Annotated in this window: 16 protein-coding genes; 11 read left to right on the top strand and 5 right to left on the bottom strand. The window is 37.3% G+C overall.

Annotated elements, in window-relative coordinates:
* Nucleotides 1-65 precede the first annotated feature (65 nt).
* Both pstC and pstA read left to right on the top strand, forming a co-directional pair.
* Nucleotides 66-1,307, top strand: coding sequence for a phosphate ABC transporter permease subunit PstC (gene pstC, locus ACTCIM_RS01175; RefSeq protein ID WP_472313395.1), 1,242 nt, complete (start codon nucleotides 66-68; stop codon nucleotides 1,305-1,307).
* Between the two features lie 3 nt (nucleotides 1,308-1,310).
* On the top strand, nucleotides 1,311-2,474 hold the full coding sequence (pstA, locus tag ACTCIM_RS01170; RefSeq protein WP_464279876.1) for a phosphate ABC transporter permease PstA: 1,164 nt from the start codon (nucleotides 1,311-1,313) through the stop codon (nucleotides 2,472-2,474).
* A gap of 2 nt (nucleotides 2,475-2,476) precedes the next feature.
* On the opposite strand, the gene ACTCIM_RS01165 is transcribed toward pstA, so the two are convergent.
* From ACTCIM_RS01165 to xseB, 4 genes are read right to left on the bottom strand one after another with little or no spacing between them, the layout of a single operon-like run.
* Nucleotides 2,477-3,055 (bottom strand): TetR/AcrR family transcriptional regulator, encoded by a 579-nt coding sequence (locus ACTCIM_RS01165; RefSeq protein WP_464279875.1) that lies wholly within the window; start codon nucleotides 3,053-3,055, stop codon nucleotides 2,477-2,479.
* Nucleotides 3,042-4,397, bottom strand: coding sequence for a signal recognition particle-docking protein FtsY (gene ftsY / locus ACTCIM_RS01160; RefSeq protein WP_472313393.1), 1,356 nt, complete (start codon nucleotides 4,395-4,397; stop codon nucleotides 3,042-3,044). The genes ACTCIM_RS01165 and ftsY overlap by 14 nt, the downstream gene beginning before the upstream one ends.
* 14 nt (nucleotides 4,398-4,411) lie before the next feature.
* Nucleotides 4,412-5,323 carry a polyprenyl synthetase family protein gene (locus ACTCIM_RS01155; protein ID WP_464279874.1) on the bottom strand — a complete coding sequence of 304 codons (912 nt, stop codon included), beginning with the start codon at nucleotides 5,321-5,323 and terminating at the stop codon, nucleotides 4,412-4,414.
* Nucleotides 5,324-5,325: 2 nt separating this feature from the next.
* A complete protein-coding gene (gene xseB, locus ACTCIM_RS01150) occupies nucleotides 5,326-5,547 on the bottom strand; it encodes an exodeoxyribonuclease VII small subunit (RefSeq protein WP_035260538.1) in 222 nt (73 codons plus the stop codon).
* Between the two features lie 123 nt (nucleotides 5,548-5,670).
* Between xseB and ACTCIM_RS01145 the strand changes: the two genes are divergently transcribed.
* From ACTCIM_RS01145 to ACTCIM_RS01105, 9 genes are all read left to right on the top strand, one after another.
* The gene (locus ACTCIM_RS01145; protein ID WP_464279872.1) at nucleotides 5,671-7,077 is read left to right on the top strand and encodes a sensor domain-containing diguanylate cyclase; all 1,407 of its coding nucleotides are present in this window, start codon (nucleotides 5,671-5,673) and stop codon (nucleotides 7,075-7,077) included.
* Nucleotides 7,078-7,094: 17 nt separating this feature from the next.
* Nucleotides 7,095-7,253: a bacterioferritin-associated ferredoxin gene (locus ACTCIM_RS01140; RefSeq protein ID WP_035260535.1), complete on the top strand. Its 159-nt coding sequence runs from the start codon at nucleotides 7,095-7,097 to the stop codon at nucleotides 7,251-7,253.
* 151 nt (nucleotides 7,254-7,404) lie between these two features.
* Nucleotides 7,405-8,745: an exodeoxyribonuclease VII large subunit gene (gene xseA, locus ACTCIM_RS01135; protein ID WP_464279870.1), complete on the top strand. Its 1,341-nt coding sequence runs from the start codon at nucleotides 7,405-7,407 to the stop codon at nucleotides 8,743-8,745.
* The gene (locus ACTCIM_RS01130; RefSeq protein ID WP_472313390.1) at nucleotides 8,729-9,562 is read left to right on the top strand and encodes a M23 family metallopeptidase; all 834 of its coding nucleotides are present in this window, start codon (nucleotides 8,729-8,731) and stop codon (nucleotides 9,560-9,562) included. The genes xseA and ACTCIM_RS01130 overlap by 17 nt, the downstream gene beginning before the upstream one ends.
* A gap of 20 nt (nucleotides 9,563-9,582) precedes the next feature.
* Nucleotides 9,583-11,487: a selenocysteine-specific translation elongation factor gene (gene selB / locus ACTCIM_RS01125; RefSeq protein WP_472313388.1), complete on the top strand. Its 1,905-nt coding sequence runs from the start codon at nucleotides 9,583-9,585 to the stop codon at nucleotides 11,485-11,487.
* Between the two features lie 125 nt (nucleotides 11,488-11,612).
* Entirely contained in the window at nucleotides 11,613-12,131 is a 519-nt protein-coding gene (locus ACTCIM_RS01120; protein WP_464279867.1) for a 4Fe-4S dicluster domain-containing protein, read from the top strand.
* A gap of 6 nt (nucleotides 12,132-12,137) precedes the next feature.
* The gene (locus tag ACTCIM_RS01115; RefSeq protein ID WP_464279866.1) at nucleotides 12,138-12,638 is read left to right on the top strand and encodes an NADH-quinone oxidoreductase subunit NuoE family protein; all 501 of its coding nucleotides are present in this window, start codon (nucleotides 12,138-12,140) and stop codon (nucleotides 12,636-12,638) included.
* 2 nt (nucleotides 12,639-12,640) lie between these two features.
* A complete protein-coding gene (locus ACTCIM_RS01110; protein WP_472313386.1) occupies nucleotides 12,641-14,518 on the top strand; it encodes an NADH-ubiquinone oxidoreductase-F iron-sulfur binding region domain-containing protein in 1,878 nt (625 codons plus the stop codon).
* A gap of 21 nt (nucleotides 14,519-14,539) precedes the next feature.
* Nucleotides 14,540-15,331, top strand: a complete 792-nt coding sequence (locus tag ACTCIM_RS01105; RefSeq protein ID WP_464279864.1) for a 2Fe-2S iron-sulfur cluster-binding protein — start codon at nucleotides 14,540-14,542, stop codon at nucleotides 15,329-15,331.
* 53 nt (nucleotides 15,332-15,384) lie between these two features.
* Here ACTCIM_RS01105 and ACTCIM_RS01100 read toward each other — a convergent pair.
* A partial coding sequence (locus ACTCIM_RS01100) for an ArsB/NhaD family transporter (RefSeq protein ID WP_472313384.1) occupies nucleotides 15,385-15,874 on the bottom strand: 490 nt, incomplete at its 5' end.

The raw sequence follows: 15,874 nt of genomic DNA, 5'->3' as shown, positions 1-15,874 counted from the left end.
GATTTGAAAAATTAAAGGGTGATGCCTTTATTTTTAAGGCATCACCCTGTTTTTAGGGGGAAAGGGTGAGTGTAAATTTTAAGCTTTTTTTCTGGTTGGTTTTGGGCATTTTTGGTTTTCTGGCCTTTTATCTAGGCAGGAAAAAAATTGAGAAAGTTTTGCCTCAAAAGGGACTTTTTTTTGAAGCCAATATTTATGGCTGGTTTACCCTTTTGGTTTATTTGATCCCTGTTTTGCTGGTTAATGTAATAGTAGTGGTGCTTAGTTGGTTTAAGCTTATTCAAGTCCCCTGGAGTTTGCTTTTTAGTTTTATTTTGATTGTGGGTGCAGTTTCTCTTTGGCTTGGCCTTAAATTTATTACACCTGCTCTAAAACCCAGGTATTTTGTTGAAAAGTGTATTGTTGCCCTTTTGATTCTAGCTTCTCTTATTTCTATTTTTACGACTATAGGAATTGTTTTATCCATACTTTTTGAAGCCATTCATTTTTTTAGTAAAGTAAGTCTTTGGGAGTTCTTAACCGGCACGGTGTGGGAGCCAGATACAGCCTTTTTAGGTGCTGCTGGTAGGACCGGAGAACTGGTAGCTAAACCCAAGTTTGGAGCAGTACCTTTATTTACCGGTACTCTGGTTATTACTTCCATTGCCTTAATGGTGGCTTTACCAGTGGGTCTGTTTTCAGCCATTTATCTCGTAGAATATGCCAGACCAAAGGTGAGAAAAATTTTAAAACCAGCCCTGGAGATTCTGGCAGGCATTCCCACAGTAGTATATGGTTTTTTTGCTGCTATTACAGTCAGTCCTTTGGTGGTAGATATTGCTACTAAGCTGGGGCTGGAAGCAGAGTATACCAATGCCTTAAGTCCTGGGCTAGTTATGGGCATAATGATTATTCCTTTAATTTCTTCTTTATCTGATGATGTGATTAATGCCATCCCCCAAAATATGCGCGAAGGTTCTTTAGCTTTGGGAGCTACTCAAAGTGAGACTATCTTAAAGATAATCCTGCCTGCTGCTTTGCCCGGAATTGTTTCTGCTTTTTTACTGACTGTTTCCAGGGCAGTAGGAGAGACCATGATTGTGGTCATGGCTGCTGGTTTGCAAGCCAATCTCACCCTCAATCCTTTAAAGGGTATGACCACTGTGACTGTAAGAATTGTAGATGCCTTAACCGGGGATCAGGCCTTTGACAGCCTGGAAACTTTATCAGCTTTTGGCCTGGGGCTGGCTTTAACTGTTTTTACCTTAATTTTAAATGTTATTTCTTTGATTGTAATTAAAAAATTTAAACAACAATATGAGGTTTAAGTAATGTTAGAAAAATATATCAGTCCTAACTTACTTACTAAAAGACATAGAAAAGAAAAAATTTTTAAATCTGTGTGTAGATTATCTTTATGTGCAGCTATTTTATTTTTAATTCTTTTTTTTGCTGATTTGATTTATAAAGGACATACTGCCTTTAAACAGGCTTATGTTTTAACTGAGATAAGTTATAGTGAAGAAGCCAGGGAAATACCTTTTCTGGCAGTTAGTGAAGAAATGGAAAACATTGTAAGTAGAGGGGTGTTAAGATTGATACCTCGTCAAATGGAAGAAAACCCTGATCTTATAGGGAAACAAATAAAAGAGTGGGTTCTGGCAGATGCAGAAGTAGATCAGTATCTTAAAGGAAAACCCAACAGGTTGAAACCTAGAGATAAAAAAGTTGTGGATAGGTTAAAAAAGGAAGGAAAAATTAAGTTAAAATTTAACAAAGGCTTTTTTATCTATGGAGATTCCAAATTGCCTGAAATGGCAGGAATCTTTTCTGCTTTTATGGGAACTTTATATGTATTACTCATTACCCTGTCCATAAGTTTTCCCCTGGGAGTTATGGCTGCTGTATATCTGGAAGAGTTTGCGCCAGATAATTATTTTACTCAACTTATAGAAGTAAATATTAATAATTTAGCAGCAATTCCTTCTATTTTATTTGGACTTTTGGGATTGGCTATTTTTATTAACTTTATGCACATTCCCAGGTCTTCTGCCCTGGTGGGAGGAATGACTTTAGCTCTGATGAGTTTGCCTGTTATTATTATTAGCACCAGAGCAGCCCTTAGGTCTATTCCTGATTCCATACGCGAAGCAGCTTACGGTCTGGGGGCTTCCAGATGGCAGATGGTCTGGTATCAGGTTTTACCAGCAGCTTTGCCAGGGATTTTAACAGGGACCATTATCAGCCTGGCTAGAGCTATTGGTGAGACTGCCCCCTTGTTAATAATTGGCATGATAGCTTATATTCCGGATCCACCTAAATCTATTTTTCAGGCAGCTACAGTTTTACCTGCTCAGATTTATACCTGGGCTTCTGCTTCTCTCAGGGCATATGAAGAAAGGACTGCTGCTGCGATTTTGATTTTATTGGCAGCCTTGTTGCTTTTAAATGGCATAGCTATTTATTTTCGAAATAAATATGAGCAGAAATGGTAGAATTAGATTAGCAGACTGTAGCGACAAAATTCTATAGCTGTTTCTTCGTAGGGGATATTTTCCTCTTGCTCAAATAGCTTTTTTCTAAAAAGCCCGTTGATAAAAGCAATGAGCACTAAAGCTGTTTGTAAGACAGGTACTTCCTTGAATTCTTTTTTGTTTATACCTTTGACCAGGCAGGATGTTATATATTCAATAAGAATGTTTTTTTGTTCTTCTACAATATTAGAACAAAGGTGATTATTGTTTTTTAACTTAGCTGGGCAGTGGGCTAAGATCAATCTCCCTTCTAAGGGTCTATTTTCAGCTATATTAAAGTGAAGCTTAATTATATTTTCTATTTTGTCAAACTCATATCTAGTATTTTTAGGAAGCTTGAATATCATTTCTTTATATTCAGAAAAAATTTTTTCCAAAATACAGGTAAAAATTTCTTCTTTGTTTTTAAAATGATAATATAGTAACGGCTCTGTTACTTTTGCTTCAGTAGCAATTTGTAAAGTTGTAGTTTCATCATAACCTTGTAAGGCAAATAGCTTGAGTGCTGTGTCTAAGATTTGAGTTTTTTTATTTCTGGCCATTGGCAAATCCTAAGAGTGCGTTTGCAAAGTCCTGTCCGTTAAAGGGGCGTAAATCTTCCATTTTTTCTCCCAAGCCTACAAAGGTAATGGGGATATTGTATTCACTGGCAATAGCCACCACTACGCCACCTTTGGCAGTGCCATCTAGCTTGGTTAGAACGATTTCGTCAATGGGTACTGCTTTGGAAAAAAGTTCTACTTGGGAGAGGGCGTTTTGTCCTGTGGTAGCATCAAGGACCAGAATGGTTCTATGGGGAGAGCCAGGATGTTTTTTGTTTAAGACTCGTTTAATTTTAGCCAATTCTTCCATGAGGTTGACTTTGGTATGGAGTCGACCAGCAGTATCTACTAAAACCAGGTCGTAGTTATCCCTAAGGGCAATGTCCATGGCTTCAAAGGCTACTGCTGCTGGATCTGCACCGTGCTCTTTAGCGTAAAAGCCCACACCTACTCTTTGAGACCAGATTTTTAACTGCTCAATGGCTGCTGCCCTAAAGGTATCTCCAGCTACCAGGAGCACTTTTTTGCCTTGCATTTGCGCGCGATAGGCTAGTTTGGCAATGGTGGTGGTTTTTCCCACTCCATTGACTCCAATCATCAAGACCACTTCTGGTTTTAGGGCAATTAATTTTTTACTGGGGGCAGGAAAAAGGGAGGAGATTTCTTCAGCAAAGATTTTTTTAAACCCTTCCTGGTCCCCTGGACTTAAGTCTTTGGCTTTTTGTTTGAGATTGTCGATGAGTTTTAAGGTGGTGTTAAACCCCACATCAGACATGATTAAAATTTCTTCCAATTCTTCCCAAAAAGCAGAGTCAAAATTTTTGGAAGTACTAAGGAGGTTGTCTAACTGACGAGAAAGTTGGGCCTTGGTTTTGGCCAATCCTTCAGAGAGTTTTAAAAACAAACGGCTGCGTTCATCTTCTTCATCTTCTAAATCTAGAGCTAGAGCAAGGCGATATTGAAGCTCAGACCTAAATTCTTCTAAATATTCATATTCCATGTTATCCAGCCAGTTTTTAAACTTGGCAATAAAATCTTCAGCTTCTTCTTCAGGCACTTCCAGTTTGGCCAATAAAAATTTTAGCCTGGCCCAGAGCTCTTCCCCTTTTTTCTCAAGGCCTTGAAGCAAAATGTTTAACCATACACTTAATTTGGGCTCAGCTGAAGCCAAAGCTTTGGAAATCTCTTCAGCTATGGCTTTATCAGTAATAGTGGGTAGAGATTTTTTATCTTTAACAGCTTCCTTTTCCGGAGTGATTTCTGAGGTTTTAAGCGGCTCTGCAGCGGCAGGTTGTTCTTTGTCTTTTTTCCATAACTTTTTGATTTTACTAAAAAATCCCATAGTTACCTCTTTTTTTAATTTATTCTGGCTACGATATATTTAGCTATATCCACCAAAAAATCTTTTTCTTCTCCCTGATAACTTGCCAGGGCTAAAAGCGCCCTGTCTATACTTTTATAGGCTAATTCATAACTTTTTTCCAGCCCAATTAAACTGGGATAGGTACTTTTTCCCTGTTTGAGATCGCTACCTACTGGTTTGCCCAGAGTTTTTTCATCGCCTACAAGATCTAAAATATCGTCTACAATTTGAAAAGCCAGTCCAAAATTTTCTCCATAGGTCTTTGCCCGCTCTAAGGCTTTGGCATCCTCTTTTTTGCTTTGGGCTAAAAGGGCTCCGCTTAAGCAGGATACAGTCAATAAAGCCCCTGTTTTTAAAGTGTGCATTTCTTGAATCTGGTTTAGCTGAATATCCTCTTGATTTTCTAGACTTAAATCCAGGACCTGTCCTCCCACCATACCCTTTGGACCTGCAGCCTTACTTACCTCTAGAGTGGCTGCCAAAACATAAGAAGGAGGTAAGGGAGTGGAGAGCATTAATTCAAAACTCTGGGTGAGCAGGGCATCTCCAGCCAGAATGGCCATTCCTTCGCCATATATTTTGTGATTGGTTGGTTTGCCCCTTCGAAGGTCGTCATTATCCATGGCCGGGAGGTCATCATGAATAAGGGAGTAAGTGTGAATAAATTCTAGACCACAGGCAAAGGGAAGAATTTTTTCTTCTTCCAGGCCTAACATCTTACCCCAGCTTAGACACAATATGGGCCTTATTCTTTTTCCTCCTGCCAGTAAACTATATTGCATACTTTCTTTAAGCTGGGGAGGACAACTGGTAGTACTTATAATTTCTTTTAAAGTCGTATTTATCTTTTCAGCAAGTTGGGTTAACCTGGTTTTAAATTGAGGATTAAAAGTTTTTTTTTGCATACTTAATTTTCGTCTTCGTTGTTATTTTTAGTATTTTCTAAATAAATTTTAACTTCATCCTTGGCTTTATTTAATTGTTCCTTACATTTTTCCAGTATTTCCATTCCCTGTTTAAATAATTGAACACCTTCTTCTAGAGGAAGGTCTTCTTGATTAAGCTTTTCTACTATGTTTTCCAGGTCTTTTAAATTTTGGTCAAAGGATACTTTTTTTCTTCCGCCCATTTTCTCCTCCAGTTTCAGAGGATTTAAGGAAAAAAAAGGTTTTTCTCAAGTTTTTTTTAGTGAAACCTAGAGATTACAGGCTTGTGGTATTTTTTTTGCATTTTTCTCCCTGAGGAGGAAAATATGCCAGAGCTAGGATTTGTTTTTGTTGGTAAGCAAAGAAAATTATTTGAAGATATAGATAAGTTATTGCCTGAAAGACCCAGGAGATGGTTTACCCCGGATAGGTTTAGTGGGGAGGAAACTTTTTCTTTTTGGCCTCTTTACTTTATAGATTTGGAATCTGCACCTTTGAATTTTCCTAAAGAACAGGGACAGGTAATTTTTGTTAGTAAAAACAGACAGTTATTTGGTGAGTTGGAAAACCTACCTGAAAATTTCTTAGGTTTCTTATCCTTGCCTGTAGAGAAAAACAACCTCTTTTCTCTTTTCCATAAAGCCCAGGAACTTTTTGCTACTTATTTGGATATATTGAATATGACCAGAGAAATTAGTCTGGAACGAGAGATTTTGGCTCGCAAAAATGCTTTACTTAGTTTTTTAAATAGAATTTTAACCAGATCTACAGAAACCTTAGAACTGGAAAAGATTTTTAAGATTGCCAGAGAAGAGTTAAAACAGGTTCTGGAGGTAAAGGAGATAGGCGGTGTTTTTGGGTGGCAGGAAGATTTAAGCAGTATTCAGTGTTTTATTCCTCAGGGAAATGCAGAAAAGGTATTTTCCTGGCAAGAATATTTACTGGAAGTGGTCAAAAGATTTACTAAAAAAGAAGTTCGGGAGTTTCAATTAAATTGGCTGGCCAGTGAAGAAGAACAAGAAAAATTACAGAGAGAAAATATTATTTTGGTACCTTTAAAACACGCCCAAAAGGTCTATGGGTGTATGGCCATTTTAACTTTAGCTGGAGAAAGCCTGGGTAAAGATCAATTTCAGGTTTTACAAAGTGCCTGTACTCACTTGGGGCTGGCTATTCGCAATGCCCTGCGTTTTGAAGAAGTAAAGTTGCGAGCAGATCACGATGGGCTTACTGGCCTTTATAATCGTCGACATTTTGACCAGGCTTTGCGTCTGGAGTTAAAAAGGCATCAAAGAAGTGGCAGAAATCTGGGATTGCTCCTGCTGGATGTGGACTTTTTTAAATCTATAAATGACACCTATGGGCATTTAGTAGGAGATATGGTCCTGAAAAAGATTGCTCAAATAGTCCAGCAGAGTGTCAGAGAAACTGACCTGGTAGCCAGATATGGGGGAGAAGAGTTTGTTATTTTGCTTCCAGAAACTCCAGAAGAACGAGCCTGGATTTTAGCCCAGAGAATCAGGAAAAAAATTGAAAAGAGTTATTTTAGTTCTGGTAAGAAAAAAATAAGAGTTACAGTGAGCATAGGAGTAACCAGCTTGCGCCCAGAGCCCTTTACTCCAGCTGAAGAGCTTATTGCCAGAGCTGATCAAGCTCTGTACCTGGCCAAGAATAGTGGCAGGAATATGGTCTGTACTTCTTCAGAAATAGAGTGTAGAAAATTGCCCAATTAAAGCTCAGGCAGGAAAAAATGTCAGAAGAACTTATTTGTTATTGCTTTGGTTATTCTCGCAAGGATATAGAGAAAGATTTTAAAAAACATGGGAAATCTTTAATTCTGGAGAGAATAAAGGCAGAAAAAGCAAAAGGTAATTGTGATTGTGCGCAGAAAAATCCCAAAGGCAGGTGATGTCTGGGTGATGTTTACCAGGTGGTAAAAGAACTCACCTCTCCAGGTTTTAAACCTCTTTAATCCTTTTAAATTTTTTCTTTTCTTTTCTTCCACTCTTTTTTAAACTCCTACTTAAATATTAATTCTACTTTCAAGACAGGAGTTTTTTTTGCCTTATATTTTTACTGTTTCCGAACTAACCCAGGGACTTAAGGACCTTTTGGAAAGTAATTTCCCCTTTGTGTGGGTAAGGGGTCAAATTTCCAACTATTCTAAGGCCACTTCTGGTCATATTTACTTTACCTTAAAGGATGAACAGGCCTGTTTGCAGGTGGTTTGGTTTAAAGGAAGCCAGGTGGGGAGAGATAGAGAGGGAAGAAAATTAAGTGAATTGCTTGGAGATGGGCAGGAGATTATTGTTGCAGGTAAAATCAATGTTTATCCCCAAAGAGGAGTGTATCAATTAATTGCCGAATTTGTCCAGGAAGTAGGCCTGGGGAGCCTTTTTTTAGCCTTTGAGGCCTTAAAGCAAAAACTGGAAAAAGAAGGACTTTTTGCTCTAGAAAATAAAAAAACAACACCCTTTAATCCTTATAAAGTAGGGGTAATTACTGCACCTAATTCTGCTGCTTTGCAGGATTTTTTAAAGATTGCCAGAGATTATGGTCTGAGCAAAGAGATTATTGTTTATCCCACCAGTGTTCAGGGAAAAGAAAGTGTGGAGCAGTTGGTCAGGGCCATAGAGCTTGCCAACTTAAAAGAAGAAGTTGAAGTTTTAGTATTAATTAGAGGTGGCGGTTCCTTGGAAGATCTGTGGTCCTTTAATACCGAAGAGGTGGCCAGGGCTATTTTTTCCTCCAAATTACCTGTAATTACAGGAATAGGGCATGAGGTGGATTTTACTATTGCAGATTTTGTAGCAGATAAGAGGGCCTCTACTCCCAGTCATGTGCCTCAACTGCTTTGGCCTTTAAAAGAAAACCTGGTGCGACAGGTAGATGAATTGCAAATGGACCTGGAACAGGGCTTTTTTGCTTTTTTAAAACAAAAAGAAGAAAGTTTTTTGCACTTAAAGCAAAAGCTGTTTTATTTAAGTCCCAGAGAAAAGATTAATTCTTTAATAAATAAGTTTAACTACTTAAAACAAGAATTACTTCATTTGTGGCAAGAATTTATCCTTAAGAAAGAAAATATTTTGTCTTCTAAGCAGTCTATATTGTTTGATAAACTAAATAATTTTAAACTTGACGAAAAAGAATATAGACTAAGCCTTATAAGGCAAGAACTTTTAAACTGGATTGAGTTTTTTTTACAAAATAAAGATTATAAACTAGATTTACTTGCCAATAACCTTGAACAAAGTAGCCCTTTAAAACCTCTGGAAAAAGGTTATATTCTGATTAGTAAAAAAAGAAATAATAAGTTGGTAAAAAGGGCAAAAGAACTTAAGTCTCAAGAGGAAGTGGAGTTGAGATTTTATGATGGTAAGAAGGATGCTAAGATTATTTAGTGTAGGAATAATATTTTTTTTCCTTTTTTCCACTTCTCTTTATGCTTCTATAAAAGTCTCTTATCCTAGAAAAGTTTATCAGGGAAATTGTTTTTGGTTAGAAGTTAAATATTCGTCAGAAGTAAATGGAATTTTATTAAAATACAACAGTAAAACTATGGTAGTTCCCTTAAATAAACAGAAAAAAAGTAGAGTTATACTTGGAGTTTCTGCTAAAGAAAAAAAAGATAGGCTCTTTTGGATTTATTATCAAGAAAAGGGAAAATTTTTTAAAGAAAAGTATAAAATTAAAATTTTGAAAAAAAACTTTTCTAAGCAATATTTAAAATTGCCTAAAAAATTTGTTTATTTTTCTAAAAAAGATTTAAAAAGAATAAAAAAAGAAAAATATATTGTTAACAGAATTTTAAATACAGTTACTCCCTATAGCTTTTTGAGAGAAATACAGCTTCCTGTAAGGAGCAAAGTATTATCCCCTTTTGGTGTAAAGAGAATTTTAAATGGAGAGGAGCGAAGTTATCATCGAGGTGTGGATTTTCGGGCTCCTTTAAACACACCCATACGAGCTTTTGCTAGAGGTAAAGTGGTCCTGGCTAAAAGTCTTTTTTTTGGCGGTAATACTTTGATTTTGGATCATGGCTTGGGGATTTATTCCCTTTATATGCATTTAAACCAATTTAAAACTAGTTTGGGCAAAGTGGTAGAAAAAGGAGAGGTTATAGGTCTGGCTGGAAGTAGTGGGAGAGCCACTGGCCCGCATTTACATTTTGGCCTTTTTGTGTTGGGAGAAGCTGTAAATCCTTTAAGCTTATTTTAAATAAAAACAGGAGAGAACATATGCCTATTGTAATGGGAACAGCAGGGCACATTGACCACGGAAAAACTACCCTGGTAAGAGCGCTTACAGGTATAGACTGCGACCGTCTGGCAGAAGAGAAAAAAAGAGGGATTACTATAGAACTGGGCTTTGCTTACCTGGATCTGGGAAATACCCGAATTGGAATTGTAGATGTTCCCGGGCATGAAAAGTTTGTCAAGAATATGGTTTCTGGAGCTGTGGGCATAGATTTTGTTTTGCTGGTAATTGCTGCTGATGAAGGAGTAATGCCCCAGACCAAAGAGCACGTGGAAATTTGTTCCCTGTTGGGAATAAGTAAAGGCATAGTTGCCTTGACCAAAGTGGATATGGTGGAAGAAGAATGGCTGGAATTGGTACAAGAAGACATTAAGGAATTTTTGGCTTCTACTTTTTTAAAAGATGCGCCTATTGTTCCTGTTTCCTCTACTACTGGGCAGGGCCTGGAAGAACTAAAAGCAACCATTGAAAAGATGGTGGCAGCTATAAAGCAAGAAAAGCCTCTGGATGTATTTCGCTTACCCATAGATAGAGTCTTTACCCTGCATGGTCATGGTACTGTAATTACTGGCACTACCCTTTCTGGAAGGATAAAAGTAGGAGAAGAAGTTCAAATCTATCCAGGGGAGCTTTTGGCTAAGATTAGAAATATTCAGGTGCATTCAGAAAGCAAGGAAGAGGCCCTGGCTGGACAGCGTACTGCCGTTAACCTGCAGGGTGTGGAAAAAGATAAGATTGAACGGGGAGATATCCTGGCCAGGCCTGGAAGCCTTTTTCCTTCTACAACCTGGACAGTGAAAATAGATTACCTTAGTTCTGCTCCCAGGCCTTTAAAACATAGGAGCGAGATTCACTTTCACCACGGCTGTAAAGAAGTCATGGCCAGGGTATATTTACTGGAAAAGGATGAGCTTTCTCCAGGAGAAAGTGCTCTGGCTCAGATTCGCTTTGCTCAACCCATGGTAGCCCTGTTTGGAGATAGGTTTGTTTTGCGTTCTTTTTCTCCCTTACAAACAGTTGGGGGAGGAAGGGTGTTGGATCCACTGGCTACCCACCTGAAGCGAAAATCCAAAGAAATATTGTTTTTTAAAGAAATAGAGCAGTTGAATCCTGAGGAGGTTGTTGCTGGCCAGATAAAAAGAAGTGGATTTAAAGGAATAGATATAAATAAACTTTTAGTTTTAACTAATTTTAGAATTAAAGAGCTGGAAAAGTATTTGCAAAAGCTGTGCTCTGAAAAAGTTGTTTTCTTAGTCTCTAAAGATAAAAAGCTTTATATGCATCTGGAGATTGTAAAAGAAATAAAAAGTAATATATTAAACTATTTAAAAGAATTTCACAAGAGTAATCCATTAGAAGAAGGAGTTAGCAGGAATGAAGTTTATTCTAGTTTGAATATAAAAATTGATGAACATGTTTTTAGTTATATATTGAATAATCTTAAAAAAGATAAACAAATAGAAATTGTAGATAAGTACATTAAAATTTATGGATATGAAGTAAAAGTTCATTCTGATAGTGAAAAAATATACAATATGGTTTTAAACTTGATCTCTAAAGGAAAACTTACTCCTCCCACTTATAAAGAATTAAAAGAAAAGGTATCTTGCTCTCCTAAAGAATTGAACGATATTTTGCGCTTGTTAGAAAAAGAAGGCAAAGTGGTTCGCCTTAATGAAAATATTGTCTATGCTAAACAAGTAGTAGAGGAATTACTGGATAAGTTAACTGCTTACTTTGAGCAACAGCAAGAGCTTACTCCTGCTGATTTTAAGGCCTTGACCGGACTTTCCAGAAAATATTCCATTCCTTTGTTGGAATATTTTGATAAAGAGAAAATCACCATGCGCATTGGGGATAAGCGGGTTCTTAGAAAAAAAGCATAGACACTTTTACCACTTATGGAGAAAACTAGGCGTTAACCTATATTTTTTTTACCACTAATTGACAGATATTGCTCCTTTGTTTTATCCTTCTTCCTAAATTAAGAATTGTTTAACTGGGAGGAGAGATGAGCATTTATTATCTTTTTCATGATCGCTCTAGGTGTATAGGTTGTCTTAGTTGTCAAATTCATTGTAAACAAAACAAAAATCTAACTAATCCTGCTCCAAAACCCTGTCAGATATTTACCTTTGGGCCAAAATTAATTCAAGGAAAAGTAAAAGTAGCCAATATTTTTGTCTCCTGTTTTCAATGCGATAATCCCTGGTGTGTAAAAGCCTGTCCTACTGGAGCTTTATATAAAAGAGAAAAGGACGGCATTGTAGCTATGGATCGTTCTTTGTGTATTGGCTGTAAAAGTTGTATAGTGGCCTGTCCCTTTGGAGCACCTCAATGGGATCCTTCCTCGCATACTGTAGTAAAATGTGACTTTTGTGTAAATAGATTGGAGCAAGGGTTAAAACCTGCTTGTGTGGAAAATTGTACTACTGGCTGTTTATATTTTGGAACTTTAGATGAGATTAATACTAAATTACAAGAATTAAAAGTAATAGAAGAACCTTTAAGCATGGTGGAAAGGGGATAAATAGAAATGAGTGAGTGTAAATGTAAACAACTAGAAGCTCAAGTGGATTATAATCTTTTGGATAAAATTATTGATGAAGAGTATGGAGGAGATAAAGAAAATTTAATAATGATTTTACAGGCTATCCAGAAGGAGTACAACTATTTACCTAAAGATGCTTTAGTTTATTTGGCAGAAAAGCTCAGTCTTCCTATTTCGCATATATATGAAGTGGTTACCTTTTATGCTTCTTTTAGTTTAAAACCAAGAGGCAAGCATATTATTCAGATTTGTACTGGTACAGCCTGTCATTTAAAAGGTAGTGATAAAGTAGTAAAGGAATTATGTTCAAGACTTAAAGTTGAGCCTGGAGAAACAACAGAGGATGGTCTTTTTACTATTGAGACTGTGAACTGTGTTGGTGCTTGTGCTCTGGCTATGGTTTCAGTAGTAGATGGAAAATATCATCCCAGTACTAATCAAAGTGAAATGAATAAAATAATTGAAGAGTTATCCCAAGGGGAATAATTATGTTAAGTAATTCTAAACTTAAATCTATAGATGATTTTTATAAATACCATAATCAAGTTAAGGCAAAAATAAAAGAAACTGAAAATGTTATTACTGTTTGTTGTGGAACAGGATGTCAGGCTAGTGGGAGTGTAGAAGTTTTAGAAGCTTTAAAAGAAAAGATTAAAACAGAAAATATAGGAGTTAAGGTAAAGCCTATAGTTAAATCTACAGGTTGTCATGGTTTTTGTTCCCGTGGTCCTTTGGTTATTTTGTATCCCGAAGGGATTTATTATCAGCAGGTAAAGTTAAAAGATGTAGAAGAGATTGTGGAAAAAACTGTAAAACAAGGCGAGTTGATTAATAATCTTTTGTATAAGGATCCTTTACAGAAGGAGAAGGTTTCTAAAGCAGAAGAAATTCCCTTTTATGCCAGACAAACTCGTCGGGTTTTGCAGAACATTGGAGAGATTGATCCCTTTGAAATTGATGAAGCTATTGCCCATGGTTCTTATCAGGCCTTGGTCAAGGCTTTAACCTCCATGAGTCCACAGGAAGTTATTGAAGAGGTAAAAAAGTCAGGTTTAAGAGGATTGGGCGGGGCTGGTTTTCCCACAGGACTTAAGTGGCAGTATTGTTCGTCTTATCCTGGTGAAAAATATGTAATTTGTAATGCAGATGAAGGAGACCCCGGTGCCTTTATGGATAGATCCCTTCTGGAAGGGGATCCTCACCGAGTTCTGGAAGGTATGCTTCTGGCTGCTTATGCTATTGGAGCTAAAGAAGGATATATTTATATTCGTTTTGAATATCCTCTGGCTGTAAAAACCTTGCATACAGCCATTGCGCAGGCCAGGAGCTTGGGGCTTTTAGGTGATAATATTCTGGGTACAGATTTTTCTTTTGATATAAAAATTTCCACTGGAGCAGGAGCTTTTGTCTGTGGTGAGTCCACTGCTTTAATGGCTTCTTTAGAAGGAAAGGTGGGGCGTCCTAGAGCAAAGTACATTCGTTCTGTAGAAAAGGGTTTTCGCAATTCTCCTTCCAATTTAAACAATGTGGAAACCTATGCCAATGTACCCAGTATTATTTTAAAAGGCTGGGAGTGGTTTGCAGAACTTGGTACAGAAAAGTCCAAGGGAACTAAAATTTTTGCACTCACAGGCTCAGTAAATAATGTAGGCCTGGTAGAAGTACCTATGGGAACTTCTTTGCGAACAATTATTTATGATATTGGAGGAGGAACACCTAAAAATAGAGAGTTTAAAGCAGTACAAACCGGAGGTCCTTCTGGAGGTTGTATTCCCAAAGAATATCTTGATGAACCTGTTGATTTTGAAAGACTTACTTCTTTGGGCTCTATTATGGGCTCAGGTGGCATGATTGTTATGGATCAGACCAACTGTATGGTAGATGTTGCCCGCTATTTTGTGCATTTTTTAGTAGAAGAATCCTGTGGGCAGTGTACGCCTTGTAGGGAAGGCCTGGTGCAGATGGAAGAAATTTTAAATCGCATAACTCAGGGTGAGGGTAGGTTAGAAGATATTGATAAATTAAAGGACCTGGGAGAAGTTGTGGGAGGATTTTCCTTGTGTGGTCTGGGTAAATCTGCTCCCAATCCTGTCCTTAGTACTCTTAAGTATTTTAAACATGAATATTTAGAGCATATAGAAGAAGGCTTTTGCCGGGCTGGAGTATGTAAAAAACTATTTAACTTTGAGATAGATCCAGATAAGTGTACTGGTTGTGGACTTTGTAAACGCAAATGTCCGGCTGAAGCTATTAGTGGTGAAAAAAAATCTCCTCATAAGATTGAGCAAAATTTATGCATAAAATGTGGTGAATGTTATAGAAATTGTAATTTTGATAGTATAAAGCCTGTTCCTATAAAAAAATAAAGCATGAGAGGTTAAGCTGGTATGATAGAGTTTTCTATTGATGGGAAAAAGGTAAGTGGAGAAAAGGGAGAATATATTTTAGATGTAGCTAAAAGAAATGGTATTCATATTCCTACCTTGTGTGCTCATCCTGCAGTAGAGCCAAAGGGTATGTGTAGATTTTGTACTGTGGAAGTAAAGGACCGAGGAAGGAGTAAACTGGTTACTGCTTGTAATTTTCCTATTAAAGAAGGAATAGAAGTAGATACCAATAGTGAAAAGGTTCGCCAGGGAAGACGAGTAATTTTGGAATTACTTTTAACTCGTTGTCCGGATTCTCCTTTGCTCAATAGTTTGGCCAAGGAATATGGAACCAAAAGTAAATATGCTTGCTTATATCCAGATAACTGTATTCGCTGTGGTCTTTGTGCCCGGGTATGTTCCACTCATGTGGTAAGTGCCCTTTGTATGGCTGATAGAAGCCATGAGTTTCATATTACTACTCCTTTTAATGAGCTTTCCTCTGTATGTGTTGGGTGTGGTGCTTGCTTTATGGTTTGTCCCACTGGCTATGTAAAACTGGAGGATAAGGAAGGTAAAAGAAAAATTATATTTGGAAACCAGATAGTTGCGGAGCATAAGTTAGTCATATGTGAACAATGCGGTAGCGTAGTAACTACAGAAAAAAATATTGAATTTAGTAGAAAAAAATTAGGTGAAGATACTTTACTTGTATATCCTAATCTCTGCTTTAAATGCAGAAGAAGTAATGTAGCTAGAGAAGCAGAAGATTTAGCTGAGGATGCTGTGTTTGAGTTTAATATTGACTGGTAATAATTTTTATAAAACTTATTAATAAAAAAGCCTCCCACAAAGGGAGGCTTTTTTTATATACCCAACACATAATATCTAAGATAGATATAAAGCATTGCTAGGGCTACAGTAAGTATGGTTACAGGCACGCCGTATTTTAAGAAACGGACAAAGGTAATGGGATAACCTGCCTTTTCACTCATACCCACTACAATTACGTTGGCAGAAGCTCCAATGGGAGAGCCATTTCCCCCCAGACAGGCTCCTAAGGCCAAAGACCACCACACAGGCATCATGGCTCCATGTTGAATATGGGCCATGGTAGCAGGATCTGTTAGATTATAAACCTTATGCACCATTTCAATTAACAAGGGGTTCATGGTGGCTACAAAGGGAATATTATCCACTATGGCTGAGGCTATAGCAGAAAACCAGACCATAACCATGGATAAAGTGAGCATGTTATCTGGCTGAGGGTTGGTGATGTCAATCATTTTCACAGACATAAGTTCAATAAGCCCAACTTTTACTGTACCACCTATGATGATAAACAGGCCTATGAAA

The organism is Desulfonauticus sp. (genome assembly GCF_055126295.1).
The sequence above is the reverse complement of the archived record's forward strand: the minus strand, read 5'-3'. Positions and strand labels throughout refer to the sequence as shown.

Excerpts from the sequence above, each read along its gene's own strand:
- pstA (WP_464279876.1), top strand. The coding sequence starts at position 1,311 with ATGTTAGAAAAATATATCAGTCCTAACTTACTTACTAAAAGACATAGA.
- ACTCIM_RS01165 (WP_464279875.1), bottom strand. The coding sequence starts at position 3,055 with ATGGCCAGAAATAAAAAAACTCAAATCTTAGACACAGCACTCAAGCTA.
- ftsY (WP_472313393.1), bottom strand. The coding sequence starts at position 4,397 with ATGGGATTTTTTAGTAAAATCAAAAAGTTATGGAAAAAAGACAAAGAA.
- ACTCIM_RS01155 (WP_464279874.1), bottom strand. The coding sequence starts at position 5,323 with ATGCAAAAAAAAACTTTTAATCCTCAATTTAAAACCAGGTTAACCCAA.
- xseB (WP_035260538.1), bottom strand. The coding sequence starts at position 5,547 with ATGGGCGGAAGAAAAAAAGTATCCTTTGACCAAAATTTAAAAGACCTG.
- ACTCIM_RS01145 (WP_464279872.1), top strand. The coding sequence starts at position 5,671 with ATGCCAGAGCTAGGATTTGTTTTTGTTGGTAAGCAAAGAAAATTATTT.
- ACTCIM_RS01140 (WP_035260535.1), top strand. The coding sequence starts at position 7,095 with ATGTCAGAAGAACTTATTTGTTATTGCTTTGGTTATTCTCGCAAGGAT.
- ACTCIM_RS01130 (WP_472313390.1), top strand. The coding sequence starts at position 8,729 with ATGCTAAGATTATTTAGTGTAGGAATAATATTTTTTTTCCTTTTTTCC.
- selB (WP_472313388.1), top strand. The coding sequence starts at position 9,583 with ATGCCTATTGTAATGGGAACAGCAGGGCACATTGACCACGGAAAAACT.
- ACTCIM_RS01120 (WP_464279867.1), top strand. The coding sequence starts at position 11,613 with ATGAGCATTTATTATCTTTTTCATGATCGCTCTAGGTGTATAGGTTGT.
- ACTCIM_RS01115 (WP_464279866.1), top strand. The coding sequence starts at position 12,138 with ATGAGTGAGTGTAAATGTAAACAACTAGAAGCTCAAGTGGATTATAAT.
- ACTCIM_RS01110 (WP_472313386.1), top strand. The coding sequence starts at position 12,641 with ATGTTAAGTAATTCTAAACTTAAATCTATAGATGATTTTTATAAATAC.
- ACTCIM_RS01105 (WP_464279864.1), top strand. The coding sequence starts at position 14,540 with ATGATAGAGTTTTCTATTGATGGGAAAAAGGTAAGTGGAGAAAAGGGA.